Origin of the sequence: Anabaena sp. UHCC 0451 (assembly GCF_034931405.1) — a bacterium.
Classification (GTDB): domain Bacteria; phylum Cyanobacteriota; class Cyanobacteriia; order Cyanobacteriales; family Nostocaceae; genus RDYJ01.
Window position 1 is genome coordinate 31,484 of record NZ_JAYGHA010000025.1, and the last position, 18,808, is coordinate 50,291.

The window sequence follows — 18,808 nt, forward strand, 5'->3', positions numbered from 1 at the left end:
TTTCGGTTAATTACACTGCAATCATTTTAACTGCTATGTCTGAGCTTAACTGTCTTAATTTACAAGCTTTGAGCGTAGTTGTATTTTCCCAGCCAGCCTAGTACCGCTTCGCGGAAGTCAAAAGTCAAAAGTCAAAAGTCAAAAATATTCGGTCGTCAGCTTTTTAGCGATTGAGAATGGTTGATTTATTTACGCCGTGCTGTACTAGAGGGTTTTGCTTTTTCATATTTCTTTACATAAGTCAGGAGGCAAGATTGAGAATTTGATCACAAAAGTCAGCAGACAGAGGGCTGTATTGCTGCTGCAACCAGCTATTGATGTGGAGATAATTCAGTAGAGCTAGTACCATTTAAAACTAGCAATCCTGTTTTGTCCAATTTTAGGCTAAAATACTCTAGTTTAGTATGTATGTGATTCTCCACAATTAAATTTTTACAGTTTCTAAATTTACTGACTTACCACTTATAAATTTTTTGATAAAAAAGCACACCTTTAGTAATTTCACTTAAATTGCCTACAATGATATCTAGCTTGGATCAATGGAAAAATAGCAGTAAATTTATTTAAGTAAAATCACTTTGTTTATCGTAGTCTGCTGAACACTTGTTGACGTTTAGATAAAGTTGATGTAAAAACTTTTAAAAAGGTTTGACAAGTTCTTACAGAAACTTTATTGTATGGAATCTTAAAAACTGAATAATAGTGTATGACTTAGATATGCCATAACTACCACAGGAACATCAAAAGCTAGACAGTAAAAGTCAAGTTGGAATAAAAATAGGGGGGAGTGAGAAATGGAATGCAAATTGGATGGAGAAATAATCTTACATTCAGGCACTTCTTTGTATTTAAAAGAAATATGAAGAATTTTTTTTCTGGATATTTTAGCTCCTCACCTGTATAAACACCAAGTAAAGGAATCCTCAAGACTATGAACTCCAAAGCATTACCGCGCCAAATCAATAATCTCGAAGTAGGTGTTTATGAGTGCGAAATACATCTCAAATTCCGTCTGATTGAGGAAAAGAGTCTGTTGGGCGATCGCGAACAACTTTTGCAGGTGCTACTAGATGCACTCACTGAGGGATCTGATGACTTTTTAGAAACATTACAAGCGTCCGTGAAGGCGCAGGAGGTTTCTGAGTTCAAAGCCTCACCTCAAATGAGACGACAACTGATGCGCTTAAGAAACTTTGCTGATAACAGTCAATAGTTAGAGATTTAATTTTGAATAGTAGCAAATGCTTTATCCACGTTTGCGCCTAACTAAAATTGCTCTGAATCATAAGTGAGACTGTATAATCTGACTCTACAACTACCATCGAGAAGATCATTTAAAAGTTCAAGTCAGCATCTACATTAATCCCTACCTGTTGCACTACCAAAACAAATCTGGATGTCTGTTAATGCGGTCATCCCTTGCCAAAAGCTTGGGTGAGGATTGTATAAAATTTATACTCAGGGAAAATTCAAAAACTAGGGTTTCGTTTCAATTACAAGAACCCACATCATATATTTGGGTAGCAAACCCAACCAGGTGCATTTTACCAATCTTGTTTATGTTAAATACGAAAGCCGTCACCCTAACTCCTCTGGAGCGAGGTAAAGTTTTGTTGGCTTGTGACTGCTATTGAGCTAGTCCATGTTCTAGAGCAAAACGCACTAATTCTGTACGGCTATTAGTACCTGTTTTACTAAATAAACGGCTAACGTATTTTTCGACGTTGCGGACGCTGGTTTCCAAGCGGCGAGCAATTTCTTTGTTCATCAATCCTTGTGCTACCAGGTTCAATACACTTTGCTCTCTGGGAGTCAAATCAATTTTGAATGGAGGTGGAGTTTGAGAAATACCTGTTCTTGGACTTAACAAATCTTTAATTTTGGAAATTTCATGGGCTAATTTGGCAATGTCCATGTTTTCACTATCTTCTCCTATGGCTGGTGCTTGAGCCGTGCGACGAATTAGCAAATTTTCCACAATGGCTATTAATTCATCCGGATCAAATGGTTTGGGTAAATAAGCGTCAACACCTGCTTGATATCCTTGAATGCGATCGCCTGTCATGCCTTTAGCGGTTAAAAATACCACTGGTAATGCCTGAAAGCGGGGGTCATCTCGCATCTGCTTGAGGAACTGATAACCATCCACCTGGGGCATCATAATATCAGAAATCACTAAATCAGGTGTATTTTGCTGCATCAAGTCCCAACCTTCACGGGCGTTACTGGCAGTTTGAACGCTGAAGCCGCTTTCTTGTAAATATTCTTTCACGGCTTCCCGTAATCCCGGTTCGTCATCTACCAGTAACAGTTGTGCTGACATTGAAAATTCCCTTAAATTTACTGTTGATATCCTTTTTCTAACTTTAGCGAAATTTGGTCAGGATTGGGTATTGGGTATTGGGGAGATTTACTTCTGCGTTTATCTGTGTTTATCTGCGTTTAATTATTATTCATATTGAAACTCAGTATTTGCTGAAATGTTCAGGACTTACGCAAAATATCTCTCAAACCCTCATTCCTCTGTGTTCTCTGTGCCTCTGTGGTTCGTTTATTTCATAACTTGTGCGTAAGTTCTAATGTTTTTCTTAATTGATTTAATGGGTCGTATTTTTTTTAAAATTCTGAATCCTGTACAGACATTTCACCAAAACATCTCTACTGATTCCTACAACCATTCAATTGTCTTGGCATTTTCTGGTAGTTTCGCTTCTTTTTGTCCTATACTTCTTTCTCTACCAGTAAATAAACCAAGAGGCGTATTTAACAAATCTACTAAACTAGCTTTACCAATAATATTTTTAATACTTTCCCTGGGGAATTCTTTTAATAACCAACGCAGGAGAATATAAACATATTCTTTAGTTTTCATTTCTCGTGTTAATTCTATATTATGCAATTCATGTAAATAACGATTAGAACGCCCATAACGTCGCCATTGACTAGCTAATTCTTTGATTGTCAATCGGTGACGGTGTTGAACAATAGCGTTGGGAGCAAATTCTAATTTACCAAGATTAGCTTTGAGAATTCGCCAACAAATATCCGCATCTCCTCCTGTGGTTAGATAGGGACGAAATAAACCTGAAGTGTGGAAAATATGACGACGAATGGCTAAATTTGCAGTTTGTCCATAGGCACAAAATTTATGAGAAAGAGTATGTTTTTGAGATAATGTTTCTTGTTTATCGGCGAATTTTTCTAATAAACTTTTTCCTGTAAGTGCGACAATTTCCCCAGCGACAATTATAACTTCTGAATTTATAAAAGGCTGAATTAATGTCTGTAACCATTGGGGTTGGGGACGACAATCTGCATCGGTAAAGGCGATAATTTCACCAGTAGCGGCTTTAATACCTGTGTTGCGAGATGCATAGGAACTTTGAATATTATTTTCACTTAAAAGACGAATGGTAATAGGGGAATTTTCAGCGGTTGTTTGTAGAATGGAAAGGGTGCGATCGCTGCTATTATTATCTACTAATAAATACTCTACCTGTTCTTGCGGATAAGTTTGCGAAAATAGACAACTCAGCAAGTCTGGTAAATCTGCTTCTCCATTATAAACAGGAATAACTACCGAAACTTTGGGTACAAAATCTGGAGTAGTGCTGGTTTCCAGTGGCTGATAATTCATACATCTGATTTCTCGTTTACTTATAAGTATTTATACGATAAATAATAGCAGATCCCCGACTTCTTAAAGAAATCGGGGATCTTATTTTTCCAATCTTTACTTCTGACTCCTGTACGGGCGAACGGCCGTTAGCCCCTCCTGACTCCTTAAAATTAAAATTTCAAATCTTCAGCGCGAATGCTCAGAGGTTGGGAAAGTTGAGAAGGTGTTGAAGGTTGAGCAAATTTTGTATTAGAGAGAGCAACAATAGCACGGGCATATTGTGGATCACTCAAAGTTCCGATTAAATTCGGATTAGCTGCCAACTGAAGCTCTTGTGCTTCCGTCAAATCTAGCTGAATATCAGGTATAATGCCCTTCTTGTTGATATCCGTGCCTTTGGGGGTGTAGTAGTGGGCAATAGTTACTGCTAACCCAGAACCATCAGTAAGTTCATGGACTGACTGCACTAAGGCTTTACCAAAGGTTTGACTACCTACAACTACCGCCCGGTTATTATCTTTGAGTGCGCCGGTGAGAATCTCACTAGCACTAGCGGAATTACCATCTACAAGCACGGCTAGGGGTCGATTTGTCAAGGCTGTGCGATTGGCTTTGGTTTCTTCACTACCTCCCACACGATCTACCGTCTTGACAATGCCGCCATTATCTAGCCACATCCGCGCTATTTCAATGCTTGCTTGCAACAAACCGCCAGGGTTGCCTCGTAAATCTAATACATAGGAATCGACTTTTTGATTGTTCAAGTCACGAATCGCTCGACGCATTTGATCAGCGGCGTGGCCACTAAACTCCCTTAACTGAATATAGCCAATCCGACGGCCACCGTCTTGCTTGAGGGTATAACGCACTGTAGGAACTTCGATATTTGCCCTTGTCAGCTTGACATCAAACTCATTTTTTCCTGGTCTTGTCAGTTTTAAGGTGATCCCAGTACCTGCTTTACCACGAATCAATTTAGATGCTTCATCCACTTGCATTTTTATAGTGGATTTACCATTAATTGCTAAAATTTCATCCCCTGTTTTAATACCTGCTTTCTGGGCTGGAGAGTTTTCTATAGGTTCAACAACTGTCAATCGCTTGGTTTTTTCGTTGATTTCCATACGAATGCCAATTCCTGAAACTTCTCCAGATGTTTGGCTGGTTAGGGTTTCAAATTGTTTGGGGTCCATGAACCGCGTGTAGGGATCACCCAATCTTTGCAATGCCTGGCGAATGGCTACATAAGCTTGTTCATTGGAAGTGTAGTCTTTGCTTAATAGGCTTTGCCTAATTGCTTGCCAATCTTGTTGATTAAATTTTCCATCAACATATTCACGATTCACCAGTTGCCATACTTGGTCAACTAATGCTTTTGGACTATCTTGTAAAGCGGCATGAACATACCTTGTCCAAGCTTGACCAAGGACAGATATAGTAGCAGTTGTAGCGATCGCTCCACCAATCAAGGCTGCTTGGAGCGGTGAGTGACGTTTCGCAGATTGATTCATGTATACAGATGGAATAATTGTATTGTTGACAGTTTAGCAATCAGGTTTTTCTGAGATTTTTAAGTTTTTATACTCTACTTATCAGCTATGCTTAATCCATCATTTTTTTCCTTTGTAAATGATGTGGAAATTACCGTCTTTTTATTAATAGTTATCGTCTGCATGAAAGTGATTTTACTGTAAGAACAACCACAGCAGTAGTGTGACTCTTGTCACTGTATCTTCTTTACATCCTCAATCCTTTTCCTAAGATAACATTTTGTTGACTTGATGGCAGGATTTTTCAATAGTAAACAATAAAGCTTTAATTTTCTATCTTATGAAGCACAAATTCATGATCAAATCATCAATTTCTAGTCAGGGTAGATTGAGGCAATTGTGGCGACTGTTACAAAATATTGTTTTTGGTTTGTGTTTGATCCTGCTAAGTTGGTTGACTTTCACCACTATAACCCTAGTTTCTGCCTCTTCACAGTCGGTAGATGCCTTTTTTGTGCTTGGGGGTAGTATTCGCAGGGAAATTTATGTTGCTCAACTAGCAAAACAATCTCCCCAAACTCCTATTCTCATTTCTCAAGGTTCTCCAGCACCCTGTATTTTACTCATTTTTCAGCGAGAAACAGCAGAGTTACAAAGGGTTTGGTTAGAAAATTGCGCTCATTCTACGTTTGAAAATTTTTATTACGGGATACCAATTTTGCAGCGTTGGGGAGTCCGTAAGGTAAGATTAATTACTTCTGGAACTCATGTCTTTCGAGCCAAATTGATGGCACAAATTCTTTTAGGCGCTCATGGAATATGGGTAGAGTCTGATATTGTTCAGGAAAAGGGTATTCCTGGTAATCGGGAATTTTTGATCAAAACTGGATTAGATGTCATCCGTAGCCTATTTTGGGCGGTTTTCAGTCAAGTTATTCAACCCCAATGCTCAAATATAACAAGACTGGTTGATGTAGATATAGAAGTTTGGAAACAACGTGGTTTTCACTGTGAACATCAGGGAGGAATTAAAAATTAAAAGTCAAAATACTGCCTCAAACATACAATAAGTTTACATACAGCAAATTTCAGGTAAGTAGGATTTGCTGTTCGCGTAGGGTTCCGTTAGACATAAAACTTATTGATTTACTCTGGGTAGGGATTACTAAAAGCAGGGTTTTTAATAAACTCTTCATCAGTCAGACTTCGCAAAAATGCCAATAAATCCTGTTTTTCACTTTTACTTAATTTAAAACCACTAATAAACTCACTTTTGAAAGGATTTGTACTACCAATTCCGGCAAGTTCTCCTGTTTTAATAGTTCTGCCACCTGCTTGATAATGGTCAATCACTTCTTCTAAAGTCGCTATACTCCCATCGTGCATATAGGGAGCAGTGAGGGCAATATTTCGCAAGGTAGGAGCTTTAAAACGACCCATATCTGTTGGTTTAGAAGTTATTTCATAAACACCAGTATTATTTGCTGGATAAGCTCCTTTGCCATCAATATTATAAAGTCCAGTATTATGAAAAGCAATTTCTTGAAAAGCTAATTTTTCGTGCATAACCGAATCTGTAAAATTAATCCCCCCATGACAGTGAAAACATTCTAAATTTTCGCTATTAAATAGTTTTTCACCCCGTTTCGCTGCTGGAGAAATAGCATTAGGATCACCACCAAAGCGATATTTATCATAGGGAGAATTGACAGAAATTAACGTGCGTCGAAAAGCGGCTAAAGCTTTGGTTAAATTGCTGAGATTAATAGGATTTTTATCATTTCTAAAAGTATCTGTAAACATCTGCCGATATTTCGCGTCATCTCCCAACATTGCTAATATTTGTTTCTCCCTTCCTACCATCCCCATTTCTACTGGATGTTCCCCAAATATTGGCACTAAAACTTGATTTTCTAACTTTGTAATTAAGGGGTTAGCCCAAGTTAATACAGGATTATAGGCAATATTCGCAAGACTCATGGAGTTACGAGGATGTTTTTCACCGGTTGCTCCCACCGCTACTATTTTACCATCAGTAAAAGCCAATTTTTGGAGATGACAAGAAGCACAGGAAAATTCACCTGTAATTGATAAACGTTGTTCATAAAAAAGATGTTTTCCCAATTCAACTTTTTGAAAATTCATCGGGTTATCGGCTGGGACAATTGGTTTAGGCATCCAAACTGGAATATGCCAATTATATGCTGAAGTTGAAGATGCAGAAATGGCTGTACTCAGTCCAATTGATAAACAAACTGAGAACAAACAAATTGTCAGCCAGGTGAACCAGCGAGATAATATCATTCAACTCTAAAAAATTTCTGTTTAATAGCAGGTTTTCCATTAAAAGGTAGACCAAAATTAGTCATAATTACATTGCAGTCACTATCATCAGGAGATGACATACAACCAGGAGGTGTATTTTTTTGGTTGGCTGTTAAATTTGTGTTTCCTATTAAAGCTGCAATATCAGCAATTACGACATTTTTATTAACATCAAACTTGGTGAAAATGACTTTTGAAGTATTCAAATTAGTACAGGTTGATGGTTTTTGACTTCCCTCAATTGCTTGACAACCAGTGCTACCCAAATGAATTGGGAAACCCTGAGCTTTTTCACTTTTTTCACCATGCTTTACCTGAGAATTATCAGTTTGGGTTTTCCAATCCAGACGAGCAAATTTATAACCAAATAGCCAATTCCACCATAAAGAAGTCAGATTTAATGGTGACGGTGCAGTGACAGAATCAGCATGATTGAGATTGAAGGGAACACCTAAAGTAAATTGTAAGCCTTGATAATTGCCTTTGGGTATTGTTCCCACAACTTGATTGCGTGTTTCTACTGTGCCGTTAGCGCAGCCACCGGATTTATTTTCAAAGTCTAAGAGGGCAACATTTTGATATTGCCATTTTCCATCCTGTGTTAAATTCACAGGTATAGATTTACCATTATTATCAATTAAGGCAATATCAGATACATAAAAACGGAAGTCATCAGGAGTAACTTTTGTGGCTGGTTTACCTAAAGTATAGGTTTTACCGCATTCAAAAGGTTGTTTTCCCACTCTTCCCTGAAAATTAATTTTTACTTCTTGGTTGTTACTCGTTTGAGCAGAAGTTTTGGTAACACCACAAAAATTACCAGCCAGCATAATTACTGCTGTTGTGGTAGATGTTAATAATAATTGCCGTTTCATGGTTATTTGTATGAATACACGAATTTAGTCCGAAATTAGCCGTACCTTTACCAGACTCAATTTTCAGTTAAATAAATCACTAAGTCAAAAGACAAGTTGTCAAACTTGATTTTTAATATCTTTAAATCAAAAGAAGTCTTAGTTTCAAAAACCAAGACTCCATTTGAGATTATTTAATATTTTCCTAATTTAATCAATGTTTTATTTGTTAATTCAAAAACTGATTTACAGGCTTGTCAACCATGCAACCAAGCCATTTCCTGTAATCGCTTCTACAGCTATAAGTGAGACAAAGCCAATCATTGCTAAACGTCCATTTAGCTTTTCTGCGTATTCTGTGAAACCTACTCTTGGTGTTTGGTCTACTTTCATGGTTTTTCTAATTTAATTAATGTTTTATCTGTTGATTCAAAAACTGATTTACAGGCTTGTTAACCATCCAATCAAGCCATTTCCTGTAATAGCTTCTACAGCTATAAGTGAGACAAAGCCAATCATTGCTAAACGTCCATTCAGCTTTTCTGCGTATTCTGTGAAACCTGTTCTTGGGGTTTCGTCTACATATACTTTGGGTTCAATCGCAAAGCTGTTAAGTTGACCGAGTTCGTTGGTAGTAAAGCCTTTAACTGTCATGTTTTTTCCTTTTTGTTTTCTTATGTAAATTAATATAACATTTTGTAAATATTTTTTGCAAGGACTTGACACAATAAAAAAATACGGTAAACCGTACTAATATCGTTCGGAATACCGTATAATCAAGTTCAGTTAGAATTTGATATTATTCCCCGTAATGACTACTAACTACTTTGCCCCGAAATACTCTATATAGATAGGCATTATAGAACAGCATAATCGGTACAAAAAAGCCAATAAAGGTAATCATCAAAACTTGAGAACTAAAGGAAGAAGCTGCCTCAAAAATGGTGATTTGGGTGGGAATAATGTAAGGAAAGACGACAAAAGCTAAACCCACAGTTGTAATTAAAAATACCACAACTGCCCAAATAAAAGGTGTCATTTCCTGACGTTCATTGATGCTGTAAATTAATCTGCTAACTGCTAAAAGAGCCAGTATAGGAATTAACGCAAAGATAAATACTTCTGGTTGATGAAACAAGCGATCGCGTATATTTTCATAGTACACGGGAACAGCAGCAGTAATCAAAATTGCTCCAATAACTGTCGCCCAAGTTGATAATAAAGCTGTACGATAGTAGGTTTTTTGTAGTTCACCTTCTGTCTTGATAATTAGATAGGTTGCACCAATCATCACATAGCCTTGCATGACAGTTAAAGCTACGAGAATTGATGGCAAATTTAACCAATCCCAAATCCCACCAATAAACGCACCTGTACTATCAACTTTGATTCCAGCTAAAACCCCACCCAGAATTAACCCTTGAGATAAAGTAGCTAATAAACTACCACCTGCAAAGGCAATACTCCAAAAAGTTTTGTTGTGGGAATGTTCTCGAAATTCAAATGCAACCGCCCGCAAAATAAATCCAATTACCATGCAGGTGATTGGAATATACAGAGCATTAACAATTGTGGCATAAGCCAGAGGAAAAGCCCCAAATAAAGCTCCTCCAGTACACACTAACCAAGTTTCATTAGCGTCCCAAACACTGCTTAAAGTGTTAATCAAAATGCCTTTTTCTTCCTCATTCTTGCGCCTGAAAGTTAAAATCCCCACTCCTAAATCAAAACCATCAGTAATCAAATAAATAGAGAGAAATAAAGCAATAATACCAAACCAAACTATCGGTAATATTCGTTCCAATGTGTCCATTAAACCTCTCCTTTCTGAATTTTAGTTCCTACAACTTCACCCACAAATTCTCTTTCATTACTACCTGTTGGTAGTGGTAATTCCAAATTTGGACCTTGGCGAACAATGCGACTACCAAAGTACAAGGCAGAACTAAACAACAGCAAATAAATAACTGTATAGGCTATCAATGAAGTGAGAACAGTATTTGCTGGGAGATGAGAAACTGCATCTGCTGTTCTAATTTTTCCGTAGACAGTCCAAGGTTGTCTTCCCACTTCTCGCACTATCCAACCAAACTCCACAGCCAGATATCCTAAAGGCGCAGCAAATACCCAACCTCGCATCAACCAACGTTGTTTAGTGATATTTTCTATGGCAAGTTTACCGCGCAACCATTGAATAACACTGAACAACATTAACCCACATAAAAAGAAACCAATTCCCACCATGATGCGGAAAGAATAGAAAATAAGACTGATAGCATGGGGTCTATCTTGTGGTTGCCATTCTTTTAAACCTTTGACTGGTTCAGAAAGAGTGGGTTTCATTTCTAAGATGTAACTTAAAGCGTGAGGAATATTAACTTCCCAATGATTTTTTTCTCCAGCTATATCAGGTGCAACCAACGCTGTCCAAGGTGCAGATTCTCCGGCGGGAATAGTATCCCAAATTGCTTCTATTGCAGCTAATTTTGTGGGTTGGTTGTGATAAACTTGTTCACCACTGATATGACCAACAAATAGTTGTAGAGGAGTTACAAAAATAGCTAGAGCTAAAGCCAATTTGAAAGATTTACTGAAGAAAGCATGATGGCGATTTTTGAGAATATACCATGCACTAATACCACCAATTACAAATAGTGCAGTTTCTAAAATCGCCAAAACCATGTGAAACCAACTACTTAATGCTGCTGGATTAAAAATGGCTTGGATAAAATCATGGACGATGAATTTACCATTCACCATTTCGCCACCAGCAGGTGTTTGTATCCAAGAATTAGCGACAATAATCCAAAAAGAAGATAGACTTGCACCGACAAAAACCATGATTGTTGATAGCAAATGTAACCAACTAGGTACACGATGCCAACCAGAAATCATGATGCCTAAAAAGGCGGCTTCTAGCATGAATGCCATTGTGCCTTCAAAGCCTAAAATTGTGCCAAAAAAGTCACCAACAGCTACAGAAAATGGAGACCAATTAGCACCAAATTCAAATTCTAAAGCAACTCCAGATGCGACTCCACACCCAAAATTAAGAATGTAGATTTTTGACCAGAAACGCGCATGACGGTAGTAATCAGGGTTTTTTGTGAGCAACCAGAGAATTTCTACTACTACTAAATAACCCGCCATGCCGATGGTTAAGACAGGCCATAACATATGAAATATACTAGTCACGGCAAATTGTATGCGTGACAATATAATGGGGTCTGACAAAAATCCCATAACTACCTTCTCGTGAATAAACAAAATTTAGGGCGATGAGTTGTAGATATAGCCCGTATCTCTATTTATGACTTTTTTTAGTATTTCGTCAAAAGACAATTTGTCAGATTGAAAATAAATAGACTAATTCTAATTTTTGGTATATAGAATATCTTAATTGTCAGTTATTTTTGTTAGAAATAATACTTTTATTCCATTCCACAAATGTTGAATTATATTGTTTTTAGTAGTTTTTTTCTGTCTAAATCTGTGGTAAAGGAGGCTTTAATTATTATTGCCAATACTTTGATAATACTTTGTTCTTGTATTTAATAAACTTTTTCAGTATCAGACAATTGTTACGCTTCTTGAAATCATGAGAATTGAAGAAAAATTATGTGTGTAACTTGCGGTTGCTCTGACGATGCTGAAGTCAAAATCATCAACACTGAAACAAATGAAGTAGCAGTAATTAGCTCCCAAAATGAGCATCATCATCACCATGATCATAATTCACATGAAGATACAGCGATCGCCCATTCTCACAATCATGTCTCTCATCATGTCCACACCCACACTTTACCAGATGGCACTGTAGTTACCCATTCTCACAGTCATAATTCCATCTCAGAAGCATCTCAGATTCATGCTCAAGTACACAGCACAACTATATCTTTAGAGCAAGATATTTTAGCAAAAAATAATTTAATAGCAGCCCAAAATCGGGGATGGTTTAAAGGCCGCAATATCCTTGCTTTAAATCTAATGAGTTCTCCAGGTTCAGGAAAAACAACTCTATTAACTCGGACTATTAATGATTTAAAACATCAGTTGTCTATCAGCGTGATTGAAGGAGATCAAGAAACAATTAATGATGCTAAAAAAATTCAAGAAACAGGCTGTAAAGTAGTACAAATTAACACAGGTACAGGCTGTCATTTAGATGCAGCGATGGTAGAAAGGGGTTTGCAACAATTAAATCCACCTTTGAATTCAGTCGTGATGATTGAAAATGTTGGTAACTTAGTTTGTCCAGCATTATTTGATTTAGGCGAACACCTCAAAGTTGTCATTCTCTCTGTGACTGAAGGCGAAGATAAACCAATTAAATATCCTCATATATTTCGTGCTAGTGAGGTGATGATTCTCACCAAAATTGATTTACTACCTCATGTGCAGTTTGACGTTCAGCGTTGTATAGAATACGCCCAGCAGGTTAATCCTCAAATTCAGGTTTTTCAAGTTTCAGCGATGACTGGAAGTGGGTTAGAGAGTTGGTATGAATGGTTATCAGAAAAGGTCAAAAATATTTCACCAGTATATTCCTAAAGTAATATAGGAATCATATTTGATTCTTGAAAAACACTCCGTACACTTTCCCTGTTCCCTGTTCCCTGTTCCCTCTCTACACAGATAATTTCAAAAATCAAATACCAGTCCTATAGCTGAATGCTACAGATAATATTTTGAGATTACTATTTGTCATAGGAGAAGGGGGTAAATTTGCCCCCTAAAAATCTCTACACAGTTGCTACCTTGGGTTGAGGTTTGGTGAACAACTCAGCTAAATGATGTGGTTGGCGATCGCGCCAGTTCCCCTTATGATAGGCATATCCGGCAATTAACGGTAAAGCCACAGTTGCCTCAGAAAAGACCATTTGTTCAGTAGCTTTATCCACCTTGCCCCAAGAATGGGCTTCTTTGAGAGTAGAACCAGATAAAGCCCCATCTCGTTCATCAGCAACGGTAACTTGAATTGTATACTTGTGCATACTCGTATCAAAACCCAGCATTTCCGCCGCTACCACCGTATCCTGGGCGAAATTTTTTGGTACACCACCACCAATCATCACCAAGCCAGTATAGTTTGAAGCTAGTTTACACTGGGTTAACTCCCGGAAATCCCGCACCGAGTCAATGGTTAAATGCGATTCTGGAGAATTCCATTGATGATGAACAAGTCCAAACCCAGCCGAACAGTCACTAAAAGCGGGGACAAAAATCGGGACTCGGTGTTGATAAGCAGCTTGTACCACAGATTGACCATAGTTTCCCCGACGTTCTAAATAAGCCGCCATTTCCTCAATAAATTCCCGTGAAGAATAGGGACGGTTTTCTAAAGTCTCCGCAATTTCCGCAATGGTCATGTCGCACACCCGTAACTGATCCTCGTCAATATAGGTGTCATATATGCGGTCAATTCGTTGCTGTCTCAATATCTCATCATCTGCAAAAGGATCACCGACATAATGACGATAACCTAATGCTTCAAAGAAATCTTGATCAACAATATTAGCACCAGTAGATACAATTGCATCTACCATATTGTTAGTAATTAAATCGTGAACTATTCCTTTTAACCCAGCACTAAATAAAGAGCCTGCTAAACAGAGAATAATTGTACATTCTTTGTCTTGCAACATGGCATCATAAATTTTCGCCGCTCGTCCTAAATTTCTGGCTTGGAAAGCTGTTTTGCTCATAGCTTCCACTAAACCAACGACATCAAAATCTTTAATGTCAATTGGTTGCACAGTCTCTTGCAAAAGTTCTTCACGATTCATGGTAGATTTTCCCTAATTAAAGTTTAAGATTTTGTTTCACGCAGAGGCGCAGAGTCGCAGAGAGGAGGAGTTGAGAATCATTGATTTTTGAATTTCATACTTCAATAACTACAGAGTTGTCATTACTCGTGAAATTCTCTCCAAAGCCCAATCTATTTCAGATTGAGAAATAACTAAAGGTGGAGCAAATCGGATGACATTATCTCTAGTTTCTTTAGCTAATAATCCCTCTTTTGCTAAGGCTTTACAAAAACGTCTCGCACCACCAGCTTCTGGGTGTAATTCCATGCCAATTAGTAAGCCTTTACCACGAACTTCTTTAATATGTGAACTGGGAATTAATTGTAATTTCGCCATAAAATATTCTCCCAATTTAGCAGCTTTTCCTGGCAAATCTTCGTCAATAATGACATCAAGGGCTGCGTTGCCAATCGCAGCAGCTAAAGGATTTCCCCCAAAGGTACTACCATGATCTCCTGGTTGAAATACACCCATAACTTCGTCGGTGGAAATAAAAGCAGAAATTGGATAAAATCCACCTGATAGAGCTTTTCCTAATGTGATACCATCGGGTTTAACATTTTCATGTTCATGGGCAAACATCTTCCCAGTTCTGCCTAATCCAGTTTGAATTTCATCAAAAATCAGTAATACATTATGTTGATGACATATTTGTTCTGCTTGCTTTAAAAAACCATTGGGAGGAACAATAATCCCACCTTCACCCTGAATTGGTTCTACCAAAAATGCAGCAGTATTAGGAGTAATTGCTTTTTCTAAAGCCGCAGCATCACCAAAAGGAATAACTTTAAACCCTGTAGTTAAAGGACCAAATCCATCTTGATATTGTTCTTCTGTGGAAAAGCTAATTAGACTAATAGTACGTCCAGAAAAGTTATTACTACAAACAATAATTTCAGCTTGATTTTCTGGAACACCTTTAACTTTATAAGCCCATTTCCGAATGGCTTTGATAGCAGTTTCTACAGCTTCTGCACCGGAATTCATGGGTAATACTTTAGGTAAACCGGAAATTTGAGCAAGCTTTTGATAAAATTCTCCCAATTGGTCATTACGAAAAGCCCTAGAAGTTAAAGTAACTTTTTGAGCTTGTTTGATCATAGCTTCAAGAATTTTAGGATGACAGTGACCTTGATTTAATGCTGAATAAGCAGACAGAAAATCGAGATATTTCTTACCTTCTATATCCCATACCCAAACTCCTTCTCCTTTGCTGATAACTACATCTAAAGGATGATAATTATCAGCCCCATATTCCTGTTCTAGTTCAATATAATCCTGGGTATTCATCATCTTCAAAGACGGAATTTCCAGAGTTACGTTTGCTGATGACATATTTACTCCTAACAATTTTTAGCGATTTCAATCAGATTTGAAAATACATGAAATATTAACTGTTGAATACTTTATTCAACAGATATGAGCATGATATTCGGTTGATAATTCAATACAGTTCAGTTAAAGCTAAAAACTTAAATTTTGTAGGTTGGGTTGACATAAGGAAACCCAACATTATTAATGCTGTTGTTGGGTTGCGCTGTTGCTTAACCCAACCTACTTTTTTCTTAACTAAACTGTATTGGTTTATAATTACCAATTCCAGAACAATATCAACAATGAGAGTAACAAAGTAACTCCCAAAATTAGCTCTATTATTTGATGCTGATGGATTTTTTGGTGAATATCTAAATAGCCATTTGCTTTTTTCCAGACAAACAACCTATGTAGCCAAATTTGCCTACTTTTTAGTGAAGAAACCCGGTTGCCCACTCTGTCTGAATAAAAAATGTTGCTGGCATAAAAACTAATAGTATAAACTGTGATGGTCTAATTATGACTCTGATTTTACCCGCACTTAGCGCATAAAAACATTAATTAAGCAAGTTTATTTGGACTTAATTTTACGTCAGATATTAAGCTATCACGAAAATTATCACTCTTCAATACCGGGTGGGGGCATATTAGAACATTTGGATTTAAAACCCCAGTCAATACTACGCCAGTATATTTGACAGCTTGTCTTTTGACAAACTGAGTCTGTGAAGTAAATAATCCTACCTGGAGACTTAGGACGTAATATCTTTAGTTATTTTTTCGTGGAATGTGGGGTGTGGCTTTGAAATTAAAACAGTGTGTATCTATAAGTGTGGCAAGTACGATTTGTTTGTTGATAACTCAAAAAGCAAATGCAGAAACTGTTCCCAGTGGAGTTATTACAGATATTCCCCGACTAAATGATATTGAACGTCCAAGAACGAGTATTAAAGATTGGTTAGCACAGGAATCTCCAACTTCTCAAGTTTTGCAAATAACTGGTGTGCGACTGCAAGAAACAGAAGCAGGTTTGGAAGTTGTTTTAGAAACGACCACTGGAGAATTATCAGCACCAGAAACTTTAATTGATGGTAATATTTTAATTGCAGATATACCCAATGCGGTATTAGCTTTACCAGATCAAAAAGAGTTTACAACCAAAAATCCAGCAGCGGGAATTGCGGCAATTACGGTTACACAACAAGAAAATAACCAAGTCCGAGTTTTAGTAACTGGAATTGAAGACGCACCAACACTACAGATAGGTGCAAATAACGGCGGTTTAACTTTAAATATATCTGCTGCTACATCAGATCCAGACATAGAAATAACCGTCACTGCCCAAAAACGGACAGAAGACGCTCAGGATACACCACTTAGTCTGACGGTAATTCCGCGACAGCAATTAGAAGACTCACAAATTAATTCTTTCTCTGGTATCGCCAATAACACACCCAATTTTACCTTTTCTTCTTCATCATCCGGTAGTGCAGAATACAACTACTACAGTATGCGGGGTTTAAGTAATTTCAACGCTTTTACTAACCAAGATACTGTAGCTTTTTATGTTGATGATGTTCCATTTGATTACGGTGGCTTTTTAGACTTAGGCTTGATTGATTTGGAACGAGTCGAAGTCCTACGCGGTCCCCAAAGTACCCTTTACGGTAGAAGCAGTCCGGCTGGGGTTGTGAATGTGATTTCTCGTCAACCGACTCAAAAGCCAGAATTTGGACTTTCAGCTAGTTATGGCAGCTACAACAGCCGTGAGTTGCAACTTTCCCTCAGTGATGCGGTGATTCCTGATAAACTATCCTTTCGATTGGCTGGTGCATACAACGCACGGGATGGATTTATTGATAATACGACACTGAATCGCACTGTTGGTGAAGTATCAAAATTAGCTGGACGGGCGCAAATTCTTTGGAATCCCACTCCAGAATGGAGCGTGTCTTTCAATACTTATGCTAGTGATAGCGATGGTGGCAATCCTACGTATAATCTCCGTAATGCCCCTGACCCATTTCAGATAGATCAAAGTGTGGATGGTTTTGCGCGGTTAAGCAGTAATACCCAAGCCTTGAAAATTGGTTATGATGGGACTGGATTTCGGGCTACTTCAATTACAGCCCGTCGTTTTACCAATCAATCCAATTTCCTGGGAGATAACTTTGCTGAACTTGATTTACTCAGGCAGATTATAGATATTAATTCCACTGTTTGGTCACAGGAATTTCGTCTCCAGTCACCAGAAAGTGCAGATAGTTTGCGTTGGTTATTGGGTGGATATTATGAAGCGCGTGATTTTAATGTTGTTAATGATACGATAGAAAGAACAGCAACAGCCGCCGCCATATTTGGTTTACCAGCAGGACGTAACCGCGTTTCTGCCGAGCAATCTCGTAATACTTATGCGGTTTTCGGTCAATTAGACTACAAACCCGTTGAACCGTTAACTTTATTTGCTGGTTTGCGTTATGAAGCTGCGGATAGCACCCTTAACCGTCGCCGTGTCTTTGAAGCGGCTAGTGGTGGAGTTATCCCATTTGGTTCTGAATTAAAAGGAGCAGAAATTAGTAGTAGCACCGTAATTCCCCGTTTTGGGTTGCAGTATCAAATTACCCCAAATTTAATGGCTTACGGGACAATTGCCCAAGGATATCGCCCCAGTGGACTCAATTACCGCGCTGACGACGACGCAACCCGTCAATATCGGGAAGAAACATCTTGGACTTATGAAGCGGGTTTAAAGTCTTCCTGGCTAGATAATCGGTTGATGGCTAATTTATCGGTGTTTCGGACTAATGTTAATGACTATCAAGTTTTGCTGACTGATAATGATGGATTTTTCCGCGATATTACCAACGCTGATGTTGATATCACTGGATTAGAATTTGAACTAAAAGCCCAACCTGTAAAAGGGCTAGATTTAATTGCTGGTGTGGGTTATGTAGATAGCAAATTTCACAACTACAGCAATCCATTTACAGGCATAAATTATAGTAATAATCGCGTTCCTCTTGCACCAGAATTAACTTACAATTTAGCGATTCAATATCGCAGTGCTGGAGGTATTTTTGCTCGTGGAGAATTGCGCGGGTACGGCACAAATTATTTTGATGATGCTAATCAGATTAAGCAAGATCCTTTTGTATTGGTGAATGCCAGGATTGGTTATGAGTGGAAAAAGTACGGTATTTATTTATTTGCTAATAATTTGTTTGACACTCGTTATATTAACTCTGGTTTCTTTTTTCCACCGCCTAATGTAACAGCAGGATTTGGTGATCCAGCGATGTATGGGGTGCAAATAAAGGCGAGTTTTTGAAATTGCCTGTTGGTAGTCATAACACCCCACCCCTAGCCCCTCCCCGCAAGCGAGGAGGGGGACTGGATTTG

At 38.0% G+C, this 18,808-nt stretch carries 15 protein-coding genes; 4 read left to right on the plus strand and 11 right to left on the minus strand.

Translation table 11 applies throughout. The features are described from left to right. The first annotated feature begins 931 nt into the window (after positions 1–931). A complete protein-coding gene (locus VB694_RS17510; RefSeq protein WP_016948939.1) occupies positions 932–1,213 on the plus strand; it encodes an Npun_R1517 family heterocyst differentiation transcriptional regulator in 282 nt (93 codons plus the stop codon). Between the two features lie 414 nt (positions 1,214–1,627). Here the strand turns inward: VB694_RS17510 and VB694_RS17515 are convergent, their stop codons facing one another. The 3 genes from VB694_RS17515 to ctpB all read right to left on the minus strand — a co-directional run bounded on the left by VB694_RS17515 (position 1,628) and on the right by ctpB (position 5,130). Continuing rightward, the gene (locus VB694_RS17515; protein WP_323361613.1) at positions 1,628–2,323 is read right to left on the minus strand and encodes a response regulator transcription factor; all 696 of its coding nucleotides are present in this window, start codon (positions 2,321–2,323) and stop codon (positions 1,628–1,630) included. Between the two features lie 345 nt (positions 2,324–2,668). Further along, the gene (locus tag VB694_RS17520) at positions 2,669–3,637 is read right to left on the minus strand and encodes a glycosyltransferase (protein ID WP_323361614.1); all 969 of its coding nucleotides are present in this window, start codon (positions 3,635–3,637) and stop codon (positions 2,669–2,671) included. A 152-nt stretch (positions 3,638–3,789) separates the two neighbouring features. After that, a complete protein-coding gene (ctpB, locus tag VB694_RS17525; RefSeq protein ID WP_323361615.1) occupies positions 3,790–5,130 on the minus strand; it encodes a carboxyl-terminal processing protease CtpB in 1,341 nt (446 codons plus the stop codon). 319 nt (positions 5,131–5,449) lie between these two features. On the opposite strand from ctpB, the gene VB694_RS17530 reads away from it, so the two are divergent. Beyond that, on the plus strand, positions 5,450–6,148 hold the full coding sequence (locus VB694_RS17530; RefSeq protein ID WP_323361616.1) for a YdcF family protein: 699 nt from the start codon (positions 5,450–5,452) through the stop codon (positions 6,146–6,148). A gap of 107 nt (positions 6,149–6,255) precedes the next feature. On the opposite strand, the gene VB694_RS17535 is transcribed toward VB694_RS17530, so the two are convergent. The 6 genes from VB694_RS17535 to VB694_RS17560 all read right to left on the minus strand — a co-directional run bounded on the left by VB694_RS17535 (position 6,256) and on the right by VB694_RS17560 (position 11,531). Continuing rightward, positions 6,256–7,413: an MbnH family di-heme enzyme gene (locus VB694_RS17535; protein ID WP_323361617.1), complete on the minus strand. Its 1,158-nt coding sequence runs from the start codon at positions 7,411–7,413 to the stop codon at positions 6,256–6,258. After that, positions 7,410–8,309 (minus strand): MbnP family copper-binding protein, encoded by a 900-nt coding sequence (locus VB694_RS17540; RefSeq protein ID WP_323361618.1) that lies wholly within the window; start codon positions 8,307–8,309, stop codon positions 7,410–7,412. The genes VB694_RS17535 and VB694_RS17540 overlap by 4 nt, the downstream gene beginning before the upstream one ends. 225 nt (positions 8,310–8,534) lie before the next feature. Then, on the minus strand, positions 8,535–8,681 hold the full coding sequence (locus VB694_RS17545) for a chlorophyll a/b-binding protein (protein ID WP_284081328.1): 147 nt from the start codon (positions 8,679–8,681) through the stop codon (positions 8,535–8,537). A gap of 48 nt (positions 8,682–8,729) precedes the next feature. Then, the gene (locus VB694_RS17550; protein ID WP_323361619.1) at positions 8,730–8,942 is read right to left on the minus strand and encodes a high light inducible protein; all 213 of its coding nucleotides are present in this window, start codon (positions 8,940–8,942) and stop codon (positions 8,730–8,732) included. A gap of 145 nt (positions 8,943–9,087) precedes the next feature. Further along, positions 9,088–10,101 carry a cytochrome d ubiquinol oxidase subunit II gene (gene cydB, locus VB694_RS17555; protein ID WP_323361620.1) on the minus strand — a complete coding sequence of 338 codons (1,014 nt, stop codon included), beginning with the start codon at positions 10,099–10,101 and terminating at the stop codon, positions 9,088–9,090. Beyond that, entirely contained in the window at positions 10,101–11,531 is a 1,431-nt protein-coding gene (locus VB694_RS17560; RefSeq protein WP_323361621.1) for a cytochrome ubiquinol oxidase subunit I, read from the minus strand. Before VB694_RS17560 ends, cydB begins: the two co-directional genes overlap by 1 nt. A gap of 375 nt (positions 11,532–11,906) precedes the next feature. Here VB694_RS17560 and hypB point away from each other — a divergent pair, with 375 nt between their 5' ends. After that, on the plus strand, positions 11,907–12,839 hold the full coding sequence (gene hypB / locus VB694_RS17565; protein ID WP_323361622.1) for a hydrogenase nickel incorporation protein HypB: 933 nt from the start codon (positions 11,907–11,909) through the stop codon (positions 12,837–12,839). A 191-nt stretch (positions 12,840–13,030) separates the two neighbouring features. Here the strand turns inward: hypB and VB694_RS17570 are convergent, their stop codons facing one another. Beyond that, on the minus strand, positions 13,031–14,074 hold the full coding sequence (locus VB694_RS17570) for a 1,9-bis(guanidino)-5-aza-nonane synthase (protein ID WP_323361623.1): 1,044 nt from the start codon (positions 14,072–14,074) through the stop codon (positions 13,031–13,033). A gap of 108 nt (positions 14,075–14,182) precedes the next feature. Continuing rightward, positions 14,183–15,430 (minus strand): ornithine--oxo-acid transaminase, encoded by a 1,248-nt coding sequence (gene rocD, locus VB694_RS17575; RefSeq protein WP_323361624.1) that lies wholly within the window; start codon positions 15,428–15,430, stop codon positions 14,183–14,185. 766 nt (positions 15,431–16,196) lie between these two features. On the opposite strand from rocD, the gene VB694_RS17580 reads away from it, so the two are divergent. After that, positions 16,197–18,737, plus strand: coding sequence for a TonB-dependent receptor domain-containing protein (locus VB694_RS17580; RefSeq protein WP_323361625.1), 2,541 nt, complete (start codon positions 16,197–16,199; stop codon positions 18,735–18,737). The last annotated feature ends 71 nt before the right edge of the window (positions 18,738–18,808 follow it).